Origin of the sequence: uncultured Marinococcus sp. (genome assembly GCF_947493875.1) — a bacterium.
In the GTDB taxonomy this organism is placed as follows: Bacteria; Bacillota; Bacilli; order Bacillales; family Marinococcaceae; genus Marinococcus.
This window is the reverse complement of the sequence record NZ_CANLSU010000007.1, coordinates 91,735-108,698: the sequence shown is the minus strand read 5'-3', so window position 1 is coordinate 108,698 and position 16,964 is coordinate 91,735. Positions and strand designations below refer to the sequence as shown.

Annotated in this window: 13 protein-coding genes; all 13 read left to right on the top strand. The window is 50.3% G+C overall.

Annotated elements, in window-relative coordinates:
* Positions 1-13: 13 nt before the first annotated feature.
* The 13 genes from purM to gatB all read left to right on the top strand — a co-directional run bounded on the left by purM (position 14) and on the right by gatB (position 16,947).
* Complete coding sequence (gene purM, locus Q0757_RS13975; RefSeq protein ID WP_298788390.1) at positions 14-1,051, top strand: phosphoribosylformylglycinamidine cyclo-ligase; 1,038 nt, start codon at positions 14-16, stop codon at positions 1,049-1,051.
* Positions 1,048-1,659: a phosphoribosylglycinamide formyltransferase gene (gene purN, locus Q0757_RS13970; protein ID WP_298788477.1), complete on the top strand. Its 612-nt coding sequence runs from the start codon at positions 1,048-1,050 to the stop codon at positions 1,657-1,659. Before purM ends, purN begins: the two co-directional genes overlap by 4 nt.
* Positions 1,656-3,188, top strand: coding sequence for a bifunctional phosphoribosylaminoimidazolecarboxamide formyltransferase/IMP cyclohydrolase (gene purH, locus Q0757_RS13965; protein ID WP_298788388.1), 1,533 nt, complete (start codon positions 1,656-1,658; stop codon positions 3,186-3,188). The genes purN and purH overlap by 4 nt, the downstream gene beginning before the upstream one ends.
* Positions 3,189-3,277: 89 nt before the next feature.
* Positions 3,278-4,525, top strand: coding sequence for a phosphoribosylamine--glycine ligase (gene purD, locus Q0757_RS13960; RefSeq protein WP_298788387.1), 1,248 nt, complete (start codon positions 3,278-3,280; stop codon positions 4,523-4,525).
* A gap of 367 nt (positions 4,526-4,892) precedes the next feature.
* Positions 4,893-6,635: an adenine deaminase C-terminal domain-containing protein gene (locus Q0757_RS13955; protein WP_298788385.1), complete on the top strand. Its 1,743-nt coding sequence runs from the start codon at positions 4,893-4,895 to the stop codon at positions 6,633-6,635.
* 115 nt (positions 6,636-6,750) lie between these two features.
* Complete coding sequence (locus Q0757_RS13950) at positions 6,751-7,065, top strand: YerC/YecD family TrpR-related protein (RefSeq protein WP_091615863.1); 315 nt, start codon at positions 6,751-6,753, stop codon at positions 7,063-7,065.
* Between the two features lie 217 nt (positions 7,066-7,282).
* The gene (locus tag Q0757_RS13945; protein ID WP_298788378.1) at positions 7,283-7,969 is read left to right on the top strand and encodes a heptaprenylglyceryl phosphate synthase; all 687 of its coding nucleotides are present in this window, start codon (positions 7,283-7,285) and stop codon (positions 7,967-7,969) included.
* 72 nt (positions 7,970-8,041) lie between these two features.
* The gene (gene pcrA / locus Q0757_RS13940; RefSeq protein ID WP_298788377.1) at positions 8,042-10,264 is read left to right on the top strand and encodes a DNA helicase PcrA; all 2,223 of its coding nucleotides are present in this window, start codon (positions 8,042-8,044) and stop codon (positions 10,262-10,264) included.
* Between the two features lie 14 nt (positions 10,265-10,278).
* Complete coding sequence (ligA, locus tag Q0757_RS13935) at positions 10,279-12,282, top strand: NAD-dependent DNA ligase LigA (RefSeq protein WP_298788376.1); 2,004 nt, start codon at positions 10,279-10,281, stop codon at positions 12,280-12,282.
* Positions 12,283-12,415: 133 nt separating this feature from the next.
* On the top strand, positions 12,416-13,618 hold the full coding sequence (locus Q0757_RS13930) for a CamS family sex pheromone protein (RefSeq protein WP_298788374.1): 1,203 nt from the start codon (positions 12,416-12,418) through the stop codon (positions 13,616-13,618).
* A 110-nt stretch (positions 13,619-13,728) separates the two neighbouring features.
* Positions 13,729-14,019: an Asp-tRNA(Asn)/Glu-tRNA(Gln) amidotransferase subunit GatC gene (gene gatC, locus Q0757_RS13925; RefSeq protein ID WP_298788372.1), complete on the top strand. Its 291-nt coding sequence runs from the start codon at positions 13,729-13,731 to the stop codon at positions 14,017-14,019.
* A 17-nt stretch (positions 14,020-14,036) separates the two neighbouring features.
* Complete coding sequence (gene gatA, locus Q0757_RS13920; protein WP_298788370.1) at positions 14,037-15,494, top strand: Asp-tRNA(Asn)/Glu-tRNA(Gln) amidotransferase subunit GatA; 1,458 nt, start codon at positions 14,037-14,039, stop codon at positions 15,492-15,494.
* Between the two features lie 16 nt (positions 15,495-15,510).
* Positions 15,511-16,947 carry an Asp-tRNA(Asn)/Glu-tRNA(Gln) amidotransferase subunit GatB gene (gatB, locus tag Q0757_RS13915; RefSeq protein ID WP_298788368.1) on the top strand — a complete coding sequence of 479 codons (1,437 nt, stop codon included), beginning with the start codon at positions 15,511-15,513 and terminating at the stop codon, positions 16,945-16,947.
* Positions 16,948-16,964: the final 17 nt, after the last annotated feature.

Here is a 16,964-nt window from a genome sequence, read left to right as displayed (position 1 = left end):
GAGGGCCTTACGGATGTCTGAAGCTTACAAGCGGGCCGGTGTAGACGTTGAAGCAGGATACCAGGCGGTAGAGCGGATGAAAAAGCACATTGCCCGGACCGGGCGCCCGGAAGTGATGGGGGCTCTCGGTGGTTTTGGCGGTATGTTTGATATTTCCGGACTTCCTTACAAAGAGCCCGTGCTCATATCAGGCACAGACGGTGTCGGCACGAAATTAATGCTTGCTTTTCAAATGAATAAGCACGATACGATCGGCCAGGACGTGGTGGCGATGTGTGTAAATGATATCGCCGTCCAGGGGGCCGATCCCCTCTATTTTCTGGATTATCTCGCCCTGGGAAAAGCAGATCCGGAAAAAATCGAGCAGATCGTCAAAGGCGTAGCAGACGGCTGCGTGCAGGCAGGCTGCGCTGTCATTGGCGGAGAAACCGCTGAGATGCCGGGAATGTACAGTGAGGAAGAATACGACCTGGCCGGGTTTGCGGTTGGTGCGGCAGAAAAGGCGGATATTTTGGCTGAATCCAAAGCCGAACCCGGGGACGTGATTATCGGGGTAGCTTCCTCAGGCGTGCACAGCAACGGGTTTTCCCTCGTGCGTAAGGTATTGTTTGAGGATGGCCTGTTTACGGTGAATGACACGGTTCCTCCGTTTCAGCGTCCGCTCGGTGAAGAGCTGCTTGAGCCGACAAGGATTTACGTAAATGCGGCGAAAGCCATTAAGCAGCTGGGCACATCCAGAGGAATGGCTCATATTACTGGCGGCGGTTTTTTTGAAAATGTGCCGAGAATGCTTCCAGACGGCTGTGGTGCGATGTTTGACGTCCACAGCTGGAAGCAGCCGGAAATTTTTCCTTTCATTCAAAACGAAGGTCATTTGTCTCCGGAAGACATGTTTGGCACCTTTAACATGGGTATTGGTTTAATGACAGTGGTCCCGGCTGCGGAAAAAGAAAACGTACTCCAGGCCCTGAAGCAGGCCGGGGAAGAGGCGTGGGCCATCGGGGAAGTAACTGATGGCGGCGGAGTGCAGGTGAAGGGGGCGACGTGCTGATGAAGCTCGCCCTATTTGCCTCTGGTACTGGGTCGAACGCCCGTTCATTGATCCGCGCAGCCCGGGAAGAGAGACTCGAAGCGGAATTCGTGCTGATTGTCTGTGATAAGCCGCAGGCTCCGGTCGTTGCCTTTGCCGAAGAAGAGGGTATTCCGGTGTTCGCTTTTTCGCCGAAGGAGTACGAAAACAAGGCGGCGTTTGAAACTGAAATCGTGAAGGAATTATATGCTAAAGGGGCGGAACGGATCGTGCTTGCCGGCTATATGCGGTTAATCGGCGATACGCTGCTTAGCGAATACGGCGGACGTATGATTAATGTCCATCCTTCACTGCTTCCGGCTTTTCCTGGAAAGGATGCCATCAGGCAGGCGTGGGATGCAGGAGTAAAGGTGACCGGGGTCACGGTTCATTACGTCGATGAAGGCATGGACACCGGCAGCATTATTGCGCAGGAGCCGCTGTATGTAAAGGATACGGATTCGCTCGGAACACTCACCGCCGGTATCCAGGCCGTTGAACACCGGCTTTATCCGGACATCGTCCAGCAGTGGATAACCCGCCCCCTGAAAACAGCACAAACCAATACGGAGGGAGCCAACCATTCATGAAACGAGCATTAATTAGTGTGTCAGATAAAGAGGGGATTGTACCCCTGGCCAAAAGTCTTGAAAAACAGGGAATTGAAATTATCTCTACGGGAGGAACGAGCCGCGTACTCGAGGAAAGCGGTGTGCAGATCAAGGGTATTTCAGACGTTACCGGATTTCCGGAAATACTTGACGGCCGGGTGAAGACGCTGCATCCAAACATACATAGCGGTCTGCTTGCCCGCCGCAGCGACGATGCCCATACAGCCCAGCTGAACGAGCACGGGATCGAACCAATTGACCTGGTAGTCGTAAATCTGTACCCGTTCAAAAAAACGATCGAAAACCCGGACAAGTCGTTTGAGGATGCCATTGAAAATATTGATATCGGCGGTCCGACAATGCTTAGGGCAGCAGCGAAAAACTTCGAAGACGTTACGGTCGTCGTGGATCCGGATGATTATGAGCTTGTGCTTACAGAATTAAAAGATGGCGGCACGGTATCAGCGGAGACGAACAAAAGGCTCGCAGCCAAGGTGTTCCGGCACACTGCTTCCTATGACGCATTAATTGCGGATTATTTAACCCGGGAAGCCGGCGAAAAGCATCCTGAAATGTACACCGTGACGTATGAGAAAAAGCAGGATCTGCGCTACGGCGAAAATCCTCATCAGGAGGCAGCCTTTTACCGGGAGCCAATCGGGCCGCTCAGCTCGATTGCAAATGCCTTCCAGCTGCACGGCAAAGAGCTTTCCTATAATAATATTAACGATGCTGAAGCAGCCCTCAGCATGATTCGTGAATTTACGCATCCAGCCTCAGTGGCCGTTAAGCACATGAATCCGTGCGGAGTCGCGATCGGGGAAACGCTCGAGGAAGCCTACGACAAAACGTATGCCGCAGACCCGGTTTCGATATTTGGGGGAATCGTTGCGTTTAACGGTGAAGTGACAGAGGCCATCGCAGAAAAGCTGAAGGAGATCTTTCTTGAAATTGTCATTGCTCCGAGCTTTTCGCAGGAAGCCCTTGATCTGCTGACGCAGAAGAAAAATATCCGTCTGCTGACTGTCACGCTCGAAGGACTTGCTGAGACGCGTTCACAATTGACGTCCATCCACGGCGGCCTGCTTGTACAGGACGAGGATACCAAAGGCTTTCTGGATGCGGACGTGCGAGTGGTAACCGAACGGGAGCCGACAGAAGCGGAATGGGAGGACTTGAAGCTTGCCTGGAAGGTAGTTAAGCACGTGAAATCCAACGCGATCGTATTGACGAAAAATGTTCAGACGATTGGAATTGGTGCCGGCCAGATGAACCGTGTCGGTTCGGCTGAAATTGCTATTAACCAGGCCGGAGAGGAAGCGGCAAACAGCGCTCTCGGCTCCGATGCCTTCTTCCCGATGCAGGATACGGTGGAAACAGCCGGAGAAGCCGGTATTTCAGCGATTGTTCAGCCGGGCGGCTCAATCCGGGACCAGGAGTCCATCGACCGCGCCAATGAATTGGGAATCACTATGGTGTTTACCGGCATGCGCCATTTCAGGCATTAAGACCCGAAAAGTCCGGGGTTCCACTCCCCGGGCTTTTATTTGAGACCGGTAAGGCACAGCTATAACGGCTTTTGAACAGGAGGATGGCGATGAATGTCTTAGTAGTAGGAGCAGGGGGTCGCGAGCATGCCCTTGCTTATGCCTTTGCAAAAAGTGCGAGCGTAACGCAGGTATACGCAGCTCCGGGCAATGACGGTATGGAGAATTATGCAGAATGCGTAAACATAGAGGAAACCGATCAGGAAAGCCTGGTGGCCTTCGCAAAAGAAAAGGCAGTGAAGCTGACCGTTATCGGACCGGAAGCCCCGCTGTTGGCAGGACTTGCTGACCGCTTTGAGCATGAAGGATTGCGCGTGTTTGGTCCGGGTGAGAAAGCAGCTATGATTGAAGGAAGTAAGTCGTACGCAAAAGAAATCATGGAACGCTACCATATTCCAACTGGTGCCTATGCTTCGTTTTCAGCATACGAAGAAGCAGAAGCTTATGTGCGCAGGCAGGGAGCACCGATTGTCATTAAAGCAGACGGTCTGGCTGCCGGCAAGGGGGTCACCGTAGCGATGACCGAAGCAGAAGCGGTGCAGGCGCTTCAAGAAGTACTGAAGGACAACAAGTTCGGCGAAGCGGGAGCCGAAGTAGTCATTGAGGAGTTTTTAGAGGGCGAGGAGCTGTCTTTAATGGCTTTTGTCCACGGCGAAACGGTCGTGCCGATGGTTGCTGCCCAGGATCATAAACGTGCCTATGATAACGACGAAGGGCCTAATACTGGAGGGATGGGCGCCTATAGTCCCGTGCCTCAGTTTACTCAAAAAAATATCGATGAAGCGGTGGAAAAAGTGCTTCAGCCGGCAGCCACCGGCCTGGTGCAGGAAGGCTCACCGTTCACCGGTGTCCTGTATGCCGGATTGATGATGACATCTGCCGGGCCGAAGGTGATTGAATTTAATGCAAGGTTCGGCGATCCAGAAGCGCAGGTCGTCCTTCCACGACTTGAATCGGACCTGGCGGAGCTTCTGATAGCCCTCCTCGATGGGGAAAAACCGGAGCCCGTATGGTCAGAAGAAGCTGTACTTGGAGTAGTAGCCGCCTCTAAAGGCTATCCCGGCAGCTATGAAAAGAACCATCCTATTCAGCAGGTTCCAAAAAGCCCCCTTCTTTTTTTCGCGGGAGTGGAAAAAAAGAACGGTGTATATGTAAACAGCGGCGGCCGGGTGCTGCTGCTGTCGGAAAAGGCTGCGACCCTCGGGGAAGCGAAAAAACAGGTGTACGAAAAAATGAAGGAACTCGATACGGGTAATTTGTTTTACCGCACCGACATTGGTTTTCGGGCGCTGAAATAATGACAAGGAGACTGTTTCTGCTGACGGCAGAAGCAGTTTTTTTATGAATTTTGCAAAGCGATTGTGAATTTTATGTTATATTTCCTGTCATTTTCTTTCTCCCTGGTGCAGTATTCTGTTACAATAAGCAGGATAAAAATATTAGTACAGTTTTATCGGTTCTTCAATAAGATCCCCTAATATTTTAAGTGAATTCTGACAATTATCTAAAACTGTTTCATTATTTTTGTGAAACTATGAAAACAGTTATAAAAAGAAAAACGTTTCAAAATTGTCACCTGAAAATATAAAAAAGCGTTTACATTTGTGATATGATAGGGAAAATGAAATCGGGCAACGAACTGTGTGCAGGAGGAGAGATGTTTGGATGGCAAATAAGCTGTATCATTGGAGCAAATCAACATTGAGAGAGCATCTTTCCGTAATGAGGGGCGAAACAGCACCCTCTATTATTTTAAAAGATGCAACGTACTTAAATAGTGCCCGCAAAAGCTGGAGCAGCGGGCACATATGGATATATGACGACCGCATTATGTACGCCGGACCTGAATGGCCGGAAAAAACAGAAGGGTCAGAAATCGTCGATTGCAGCGAAAAATGGGTGGTGCCGGGTTATATTGAACCGCACGCCCACCCGTTCCAGCTGTACAGCCCGCAGACCCTGGCAGAATATGCCTCCGTGCGCGGGACGACCACCCTTGTGAACGACAATTTGTTTTTGTTTTTAAATATGGAAAAGTACCAGGCACTTTCTGCTATTGAAGACCTTGGAGAGCTGCCTACGTCCATGTTCTGGTGGGCCCGGTACGATTCGCAGACAGAGTTGGAAGAGGAAGACCGGTGGTTTTCGCCGTCGAACATGAAGGACTGGCTGGAGCATCCGCTCGTCGTTCAGGGCGGAGAACTGACCTCCTGGCCTAAAGTAATGACCGGTAACGATACAATCCTGCACTGGATGCAGTATACTAAGGAGCTGAATAAGCCGATTGAAGGGCACCTGCCGGGCTCATCAGTATCCACGATTACACAGATGGCGCTGCTCGGCGTGGACGGCGAGCATGAAGCGATGACTGCAGAAGAAGCGCTGCGCCGACTGGATGCAGGACTTGTTACCTCGCTTCGCTACTCTTCGATCCGCCCGGATCTTCCGGATATGATCGAAGGACTGCTTGAAGCCGGAATCACGGATTTTCGCCGTTTCACACTAAACACTGACGGATCTACGCCTGCCTTCTACAAGGAAGGTGTTATTGACCGGACCATTCAAATCTGCCTGGACAAGGGTGTCCCTGAAATCGATGCGTATGAAATGGGATCGTATAACGCGGCGGTTCACCTGGGTCTCGACAATTTAATCGGCATGATTGCCCCGGGACGGCTGGCTCACCTGAATATTCTGTCGGACAAGCGCGAGCCTAAGCCTGAAGCCGTTCTCGCTAAAGGGCAGTGGGTGTACAGGGATGAAACGAACCTGTATCCGAAGAAGCCGTTTGAATGGGAGAAGTACGGGGTCACGCCGCTTGAAATTGATTGGGAATTAAAGGACAGTGACTTTCACTTTTCAATGCCGATGGGGATTGAACTAATGAATTCCGTGATTTTAAAGCCTTATCACATTGGCATTGAAGCAAATAATGATGAGCTTTGGAAAACGCATGACGAATCCTTTTTCATGGTTGTTGACCGCTACGGGAACTGGCGCGTTAATACGATTTTAAAGGGATTTGCGACTAAGGTGGACGGGTTTGCATCGTCCTTTAATAACAACGGCGATATTATTATGATCGGCAAGCACAAGGAAGACATGGAAAAAGCCGCCCATGAACTGATAAAGAATAACGGCGGGATTTTTCTGGTCGAGGACGGGGAAGTAGTGGAGCATATTACCCTGGATATTTTCGGCCTGATGTCTTCGAAGCCGATGGAAGAGGTTATTTCTGAGCATGAAGAAATGGTAACTGCGCTGAAAACCAGGGGCTATCCGCATGAGGATCCGATTTATTCTCTCTTATTTTTTGCAGCGACTCATCTCCCGTACATCAGGGTTACGCAAAAAGGTATATACGATGTTCATAAAAAAATGGTACTCTTTCCTGCCATTATGCGTTAAACTGTAAAAGTAGGTACTGATATCAGCTAGTTTCAGCTTGAATGAAACTGTTTTGCGCGTCGCTTTATGAATAAATACCTTCGTCTGTCACGTAGCCAAAAAGGAGTGTAGTGTGTTGCAGATTGACAAATTAAGGGGCAAAGAGCTCGATCAGCTCTTTCAGGCGATCCTTTCGTTAAAAAATATTGATGAGTGCTATGAGTTTTTTGACGATCTATGCACAATTAATGAAATTCAATCACTTGCCCAGCGGCTTGAAGTAGCAAGAATGCTTCAGCACGGATATACGTATCACAAAATTGAATTGGAAACCGGTGCGAGCACCGCCACCATATCACGTGTGAAACGGTGCCTGAATTATGGAAACGACAGCTACCAGATGACTCTCGACCGCGTGCACAATGAAAAACAGGAACAGGACTCACAATAGAGCGTAACAGACAGACGCGTATAAAACTCCCGCCGGACTGCCGGATGGGAGTTTTTTTGCGGCGGCAGCCAAATAAGTTTATTTAGTAACAGCGGTGGATTTGGTATAATGAAAGACTGAAGAACGAAAAGCGGAAAGGCCCGGAATGTTTGGCCGCTTCAAGCACCAGACGCCTTCTGTCCGGACTTATCTATTTTCATAAAGGGAGTACATGAGGATGCTATCATATTCAGAATGGGAACATGCCTTCAAGCTGGATCCAGCGAAGACGATCAGCGACGAAGATTTAGAACTAATATGTGAATCGGGAACAGACGCGGTGATTGTAGGAGGAAGCGACGGAGTCACGCTTGATAATACATTGAACCTTCTGGCCCGGGTGCGGAGATTCCCGGTCGCATGTGCGCTTGAAATTTCAAATATAGAGGCGGTAACGCCCGGGTTTGACTGCTATCTCGTGCCAACGGTGTTAAACGCCGGGGACGTACGCTGGATTACCGGTATGCATCAGGAGGCACTGAAGAAGATGGGGCCGGCCCTCGAGCAGGAGGAAGTGCTTGCAGAGGGCTACTGTATTTTAAATCCAGAAGCTAAGGCTGCAGTATTGACAGATGCAAAGACAGAACAGATGGAGGAAGATATTGAAGCATACGCCGCGATGGCGGACCGTTTATTTCATCTTCCGATATTTTATATAGAATACAGCGGGATGTACGGAGACGTACGAATGGTCCAGGAAGCACGTAAAACATTAAACGAAGCAAGGCTTTTTTACGGCGGCGGCATTCGTTCGAAGGAGCAGGCGGCGGAGATGGCTGCTTATGCCGACACGATTGTAGTCGGAGACATTGTGTATGAGGATATCAAAAAAGCAGTGCAGACCGTTAAGGCAGCCAGAGCGTAGCGTGAATCACAAATATTCGGTATACTGTACAGGAACATATGTTCCTTAACACTTATGAAAGGCGGTGGCATCATGCAGCGACAAATCATTGAGCGCATGTTATCCGGAATGAACGAGCCGCAGAAACGCGCGGTCCAGCATACAGAAGGTCCGCTTTTGGTCATGGCCGGAGCGGGAAGCGGAAAAACCCGGGTATTAACCCATCGGATTGCCTACTTAATTAGAGAAAAAATGATCCCGCCTTACGCGATTCTTGCGATTACTTTTACAAATAAAGCAGCCAAGGAAATGAAGGAGCGTGTTGGCAAGCTTGTCGGTCCGGTTGCTGAGGATATTTGGATGTCTACCTTCCACTCGATGTGCGTCCGCATTCTCCGCCGGGATATCGACCGGATCGGCTATAACCGGAATTTTTCGATCCTGGATTCAAGCGACCAGTTGTCTGTGATCAAGCAGATTTTAAAGGATCAGAATATCGACTCGAAAAAATTTGAGCCACGGGCCATTCTCGGCATGATTTCATCCAACAAAAACGTGCTTGAAACGCCGAAGCAGTTTGCAGAAAGGGCAGAAGGCCCATTCGAAGAAATTGCAGCGGACGTGTATAAAGAGTACCAGCGACGGCTCCGGAACAACCATGCTCTTGACTTTGACGACCTTATTATGAAGACCATCCAGCTGTTTGAGGACGTGCCGGAGGTGCTGCAGTTTTATCAGCGGAAATTTCAGTACATTCATGTGGACGAATACCAGGATACCAACCGGGCGCAGTATATGCTTGTGAATATGCTCGCAGCAAAGCGCCACAATCTCTGTGTCGTGGGGGATTCAGATCAGTCCATCTACAAATGGCGCGGGGCGGACATACAAAATATTCTTTCCTTTGAGCGCGACTATCCGGAATCCGTCACTGTTTTTCTCGAACAGAATTACCGGTCGACGAAGACGATTCTTCGCGCGGCAAATGAAGTGATTAAAAACAATGCCGGAAGAAAAGAAAAGACGCTTTGGACATCGAACCCGGACGGAGAAAACATCTATTACTTCCAGGCCTCCAATGAACGGGACGAAGCGTATTATGTGGTGGACAAAATTAAAGAAATTACGAGAAAAAAAGACATACGCCACGGTGATATTGCCGTATTATACCGGACGAACGCCCAGTCCCGTGTAATTGAGGAAATGTTTGTCAAATCAGGCGTCGAATACAACATGATCGGCGGTACCAAGTTCTATGACCGTAAGGAAATCAAGGACCTTCTCGGCTATTTGCGGACAGTTGCAAACCCGGACGACGATATCAGTCTTGGGCGGATTGTGAACGTACCGAAACGCGGCATCGGGGCTTCCACGATGGAAAAGGTGACCAAATATGCTGCGAGTCAGGACATTTCCCTCATCCATGCCCTGCAGGAGGCCGATCAGATTGGTCTTGGCGCCGGCCCGACAAAGAAACTGCAGTCCTTTGCCGAACAGATGAACCACTGGATGCAGATGCAGGATTACCTGTCGGTTACCGAGCTGGTCGAAGAGCTGCTAGAAAAAACCGGATACCGGGAAGCGCTGAAAAATGAACGTTCGCTTGAGTCGCAGAGCCGCCTCGAAAACCTGGAGGAATTTATGACAGTAGCCCAGGAGTTCGAAAAACGGAGTGAGGATAAATCATTAATTTCCTTTTTAACAGATCTGGCGCTCGTGGCTGATTTGAACGAAAACGATGACACAGACGTGCGGGACAAGGTAGCAATGATGACCCTGCACTCCGCCAAGGGGCTGGAGTTTCCGACAGTGTTCCTTATTGGAATGGAAGAAGGAATCTTTCCGCACAACCGGTCACTTTTCGAGCCTGAAGAGATGGAGGAGGAGCGCCGGCTTGCCTATGTCGGGATGACCCGGGCCGAGCAGGAGCTTCACCTGACCCATGCCTCCATGCGGATGCAGTACGGACGAACGCAGGCGAATCCGATGTCGCGGTTTATCCAGGAGCTTCCACAGGAGCTGATCTCCGGCCGTGAAGAGAAGCAACAGGCTCCTGCCGGCGGAAAAACAGCGTCCCCGTTTGAACGCAAGCGCCAGGCGGCAACGGCTGCGCCCCGTGAAAGCAAAGCACCGACGCCAAGCGGAGGCAGTGACCTTGCCTGGAATATCGGAGACAAAGCGAAGCACAAAAAATGGGGCACCGGCACTGTGGTCAGCGTACGCGGTGAAGGCAATGATATGGAGCTTGACATTGCCTTTCCAAGTGAAGGAATTAAACGGCTGATGGCCACATTCGCCCCGATCGAAAAAGCATAGAAAGGACGAAGCCGATGGAGAGAAAGCAAGCAGAAGAACGTGTGGAAAAACTCCGCCAGCTGTTGGATAAATACGGCTACTATTACTATGTAAAAGACGATCCGATCGTGCCGGATGCGGAATACGATGAACGGCTGCAGGAGCTGATCCAGCTTGAAAACGATTTTCCGGATCTGCAGGCTCCCGATTCTCCTACGGTCCGGGTCGGGGGCGCTCCCCTGGAGGGCTTTCGCAAGGTGCAGCACCGGATTCCGATGCTGAGCCTCGGAAACGTGTTCAATGAACAGGATGTACGGGACTTTGACCGTCGGGTGCGCCAGGTGACCGGCGATAATGTGGAATACGTGTGTGAGCTGAAAATTGACGGGCTGGCCGTGTCGCTTTCCTATGAAGACGGACGCTTTGTCCTCGGGGCCACCCGGGGTGACGGTACGACCGGGGAGGATATTACCCACAACCTGAAAACGGTGCGGGCGATCCCTCTGCGTCTTGAAGAAGCGGTGGACATTGAGGTCCGCGGGGAAGTATTTATGCCGGAGCGCTCATTTCTCAGCCTGAATGAAGATAAGGAGAAAAACGGAGAAGAGCCGTTTGCCAACCCGCGTAACGCTGCTGCAGGCTCTCTCCGGCAGCTTGATCCGAAAATTGCAGCCAAGCGGAACCTGGATATCTTTCTTTACGGCGCCGGCAACGACGATGAGCTGGATGTGAATACGCATGCCGAGTCGCTTGATTTTATGGACCAGCTCGGATTCAAAGTGAACCCGGAAACAAAAAAATGCCAGACCATCGAAGAGGTGCTGGAATTTGTGGACTACTGGACGGAAAATCGCAACGGGCTCTCCTATGAAATTGATGGTATCGTGATTAAAGTGGATGATCTGGGCCAGCGGGAGGACCTCGGGTTTACGGCAAAAAGTCCGCGTTGGGCGACGGCCTATAAATTCCCTGCAGAGGAAAAGGTGACAACGCTCGAGGATATTATTTTAAGCGTCGGACGTACCGGCGTGGTGACCCCGACGGCAAAGCTGACGCCGATCCAGGTAGCGGGCACGACGGTGCAGCGGGCCTCGCTTCACAATGAAGACCTGATCCGGGAAAAGGGGATCAGGCTCGGGGACCAGATTGTCGTCAAAAAAGCCGGGGATATTATTCCGGAGGTCGTGCGGGTGCTGACAGAGCTCCGCGAAGGAAATGAACGGGAATTTGAAATGCCGGACGAGTGCCCGTCCTGTGGATCAGAGCTTGTACGTCTCGAGGAGGAGGTGGCTCTTCGCTGCATGAATCCAAACTGCCCGGCCCAGCTGCAGGAAGCGTTAATTCATTTTGTTTCCCGTGGAGCGATGAATATCGACGGCCTCGGAGAAAAGGTGATCCAGCAGCTGTTTTCGCATCAATTAGTCTCAGGAATTGAAGATATTTATAAGCTCGACCGGGATGAGCTGCTTGAGCTTGAACGTATGGGAGAAAAATCCGTTGATAATCTCTTAAGAGCGATTGAAGTATCTAAGGAAAATTCACTGGAGCGCCTACTGTTTGGTCTTGGCATCCGTTTTGTTGGCTCCAAAGCGGCACGGACGCTGGCAGAAGAGTTCGGCACGATGGAGGCGCTTGAACTGGCAGACAAAGAGCAGCTTCTTGCTATTTATGATATTGGAGAGAAGGTGGCGGATTCCATCGTCAGTTATTTTGAACAGGAAAACGTTTCGACACTGCTGGGCGAACTGCGCCGCCTCGGACTGAACATGGAATATAAAGGTCCGCGGAAATCGGAGCAGGCAACCGATACAGTATTTAGCGGTAAAACAGTCGTTCTTACCGGCAAGCTGCAGGAGTTAACCCGCAAGGACGCCAAAGAACGGATTGAGGCGTTGGGTGGAAAAGTTACTGGCAGCGTCAGCAGCAAAACGGATATTGTAGTGGCAGGAGAAGAAGCCGGCTCTAAACTGGAAAAAGCGAGAGAGCTGAATGTTACTGTCTGGGACGAACAGCAGTTAATTGAGCAGACAAATGAATAAAAAGAAGATAAAAGTATCTTGTTTCACTCGGATATACCTTCTAAGATAGAAAATAGAAAGAAAAAATGTGAACCTCTGGACGCAAAAGAAAAAACATCTGGAAGGAAACGCCGGGAATGGAGGAAATGATATCATGCGGAAAAGAGCCGGCTTAGTTATAGCTGCTTCCGTGTTTGCATTATCAGGGTGTGGGTTGTTTGGCGGGGGGGAATCTGAATCAGAGAACTCCCAGCCGGAATCAGAAGAAGATTTGTCGCTTAGTGCCGGCATTCCAAGTCTGGATGAGTACTACCGGGCGGTGCTCACTGACGATGGCCAATACGTAACGGGTGAATCCCGGGGGCTCAGCAACGCCATTGTTTATAACCGCTTTGATCTTGAGCGGATGGAAATAGGTATGCAGGAGCTTGCTTCGGAAGAGTTCAGCCAGGACAATTATTACTTCCGGGAAGGCCAGATCATTGAACGCAGTGAATTAAACAACTGGCTGCTCCGGGAAGGCGAGGAAGAGGACGGCGAACCGACAACGAGGCCGAAGGGGCTGAATCCTCCGCTTGCCGGCAGTAAAGGTGACGGGTTTGAGGAACGTGAGCGTGGCGAACCAAGAACAATGTCCAATCTGCTTGAACATAACTATATGGAAGAGGGAAGCGATGGTCTTGAACTTGGCGGCATTGTCATAGGGCTGTCAATGAATGAAACATATTACTTCCGCGAAGAGAATGAAGACGGTACATATGGCCCGTGGCTCGAGGAATCCATCAGTGAAGAAAATGCTCTTGAGGATGCCAAGCGTATTGCAGGAGAAATTACTGAGCGCCTGCGAAACGAAAAACGGGATAATGCGGAACAGATTGAAGAAGTGCCGATCATGTTTACCGTCTTCCAGGAGGCGCCGCGGGATTCGAGCGTGCCGGGAACGTTTATTGCCACTGGTATGGCTGATCCGGGACAGGAACCTGGAAACTGGAATGAGTTAAATGAATCAAACTACCTGTTCCCATCCTCGGAAGCAGAGGAAAATAATCGTGCGGATTCCGAAATGTTTGATGAGTTTAGTAACGAAGTGAACAGCTTTTTTGAAACTACAGTCGGTGTGGTTGGAGAAGGTCATTACGTCAACGGCGAACTCGACAGCCTGACGATTGATATCCCAATTCAATTTTACAGTAAAACAGAAATTATTGCCTTTACTCAGCACGTGGCGGACAAAACAGAAGACATTTTTCCAGACGGGCTTGAAGTTGAAGTGAATATTAATTCTTCCTCCGGCCAGGAAGCGTTAATTACAAAAGAACCGGGAGAAGATATGTACGTTCACGTCTACAATGAGTAATTTGTGAACGCGGGAAGTGGGCACAGTTGCCCGCTTTCCTTTTTCTTTGATATGATCAGAGTATTGTCACAACAGAAGAACGATAGAAGCATTTAAAGGAGGAAAAACCGATGGCTCATATTTCAAAAGAAGACGTGAAGCACGTGGCCCATCTGGCAAGACTTTCCGTTTCGGATGAGGATCTGGAAAAGCTGACCGAAGAGCTTGATGCGATTATTGGATTTGCTGAACAGCTCGAGGAGCTTGATACGACTGACGTAGAGCCGACATCCCACGTACTGGATATCCACAACGTACTGCGTGAAGATACTATTCAACCATCGCTTGACCGGGAGGAAGCATTGAAAAATGCTCCGGACCAAAAAGACGGCCAGGTCAAAGTACCATCCGTGCTGGAGTAAAAGAAGGGAGATAACGTATGTCCATTTTGGAAGAAAATGTAGCGTCGTTACATACAAAGATAAAAAATCAGGAAGTAACTGTCGCCGAACTGGTGGAAGCCTCATTTGCGCGTATTCGTGAAGTAGACACAGATGTAAAAGCGTTTTTAACGTTAAACGAAGACCGGGCACTCGCACAGGCTGAAAAGCTCGACAAGCAGATTCAAAACGGCGGTGAGGTTCCATTTTTGTTCGGCATGCCAGCAGGTATTAAAGATAATATCATCACCCAGGACCTGCGGACCACCTGCGCGAGCCAGCTGCTTGCAAACTTTGACCCGGTTCATAATGCGACCGTGATGGATAAGCTTGGAGAGGCAGAAACGGTAACCGTCGGGAAGCTGAACATGGACGAATTCGCCATGGGATCCTCGACGGAGAACTCCGGTGTGCAGGAAACGAGAAATCCGTGGAACACTGAGTACGTTCCAGGCGGTTCGAGCGGCGGTTCGGCAGCCTCAGTGGCAGCCGGCGAAGTCCTGTTTTCATTAGGGTCGGACACGGGCGGATCCATCCGCCAGCCGGCGTCCTACTGCGGAGTTGTCGGCTTGAAGCCTACCTACGGACGCGTATCGCGGTATGGTCTTGTTGCTTTCGCTTCTTCCCTGGATCAGATTGGGCCGCTTACCCGCTCCGTGGAGGATAATGCTTACGTATTGCAGCAGATTGCCGGCCATTCGGAGAACGACTCCACCTCTGCCGATGTACAGGTGCCAAATTATCTGGAGGCACTGGGCAAGGACGTCAAGGGCCTGAAAATTGGTGTGCCATCTGAATACATCGGTGAAGGCGTGGATGAAGGCGTCAAACAACGGGTGCTTGAAGCGCTGAAGGTTTTAGAGGATCAGGGTGCAGTGTGGGAGGAGGTCTCCCTGCCGCATTCAAAATATGCAGTTGCTGCCTACTATTTAATCGCTTCTTCAGAGGCTTCAGCCAACCTGGCCCGCTTTGACGGTGTCCGTTACGGTGTTCGCGATGAAAACGCGAAAGACCTGGTGGAAATGTACAAAGAAACCCGCAGCAAAGGCTTCGGCGAAGAAGTAAAGCGCCGGATCATGCTCGGAACATTTGCTTTGAGCGCCGGTTATTATGATGCCTACTATAAAAAGGCTCAGCAGGTACGGACGCTCATCCGCCGGGATTTCGAAAAAGTATTTGCCGATTACGACGTCATCGTTGGGCCAACGGCACCGACGACTGCGTTTAAACTCGGGGAACAGCTCGATGACCCGCTCACCATGTACGCCAACGATATTCTAACCATTCCGGTAAACCTGGCGGGCATTCCGGCGATTTCTGTGCCGTGCGGCTTCTCGGACAATATGCCGGTAGGCCTGCAGATTATCGCCAAGCCGTTTGCTGAAGAAACGATTTATACAGTTGCTCACGCTTTTGAGCAGACAACTGAACACCATAAAGCCAGACCGGAATTATAGGGGAGGAACCAGGACCATGAACTTTGAAACAATCATTGGACTCGAAGTCCATGCAGAGTTAAAAACAAACACAAAGATTTTCTGCAACTGCTCAACCGAATTTGGTGCTCCTCCGAATACGCATACGTGCCCGGTCTGCCTGGGCCATCCGGGAGTGCTGCCGGTTTTGAACGAGCAGGCGGTTAACTTCGCCATGAAAGCAGCGCTCGCATTGAACTGCGACATTGCCGCAGAAACGAAATTCGACCGGAAAAACTATTTTTATCCCGATAACCCAAAGGCATATCAAATTTCCCAGTTTGACCAGCCGATCGGGGAAAACGGCTGGATCGACATTGAAACAGAAGAAAACGGGCCGAAGCGTATCGGTATCACCCGTATTCACATGGAAGAAGATGCCGGAAAGCTCACGCACGACGAAGACGGCGACCACTCTCTGGTGGACTTTAACCGTGTCGGCACACCTCTGATTGAAATCGTATCAGAACCGGATATTACAACGCCCGAGGAAGGCTACGCCTATCTGGAAAAACTAAAAGCGATTCTGCAGTATACCGACGTGTCCGACTGCAAAATGGAAGAAGGATCGCTCCGTTGTGATGCGAATATTTCCATCCGTCCGGCCGGCCAGGAGGAATTCGGCACAAAAACCGAGCTGAAAAACCTGAACTCATTTACGAATGTACAAAAAGGGCTGTCGTTTGAAGAAGAGCGCCAGGAAAAAGAACTGCTTGCCGGCGGGGAAGTACTGCAGGAAACGCGTCGGTGGGATGATGCGAAAAAAGAAACGATTCTGATGCGTATCAAAGAAGGTTCGGACGATTACCGTTACTTCCCGGAGCCGGACCTGGTCACTTACTATATTGATGAAGACTGGAAATCACGAATCCGTTCACTAATTCCCGAGCTGCCGGACGCCCGGAAGAAGCGTTATATCGAGGACTTCGGTCTTTCCGAATACGACGCCTCGGTGCTGGTGCAGTCCAAGGCAATCGCAGACTTTTTCCAGGAAACTGTTGAGGCCGGAGCGGACAGCAAGCTCACGGCCAACTGGCTGATGGGTGAGGTAAGCGGGTATTTAAACAACAACGATATGGATATCGAAGAGACCGCGCTCACGCCGCAGTCGCTCGCCAAGCTGATTGAACTCATTGAAAAGGGCACCATTTCAAGCAAAATTGCCAAGCAGGTTTTTGCAGATGTAATGGAGCAGGGCGGCGATCCGGAACAGATCGTAAAAGACAAAGGACTTATGCAGATCTCTGATGAAGGAGAGCTTAAGCAGGTCGTCGATGGTATACTGGATAACAATCCGCAGTCGATCGAAGACTACAAAAACGGAAAAGACAAAGCGCTCGGCTTCTTAGTCGGCCAGGTGATGAAGGAAACGAAGGGGAAAGCCAACCCGCAAATGGTGAACTCTTTAATTCTTGAGGGTATGGAACAGCGCTAATACAAAAACCCCGCAGT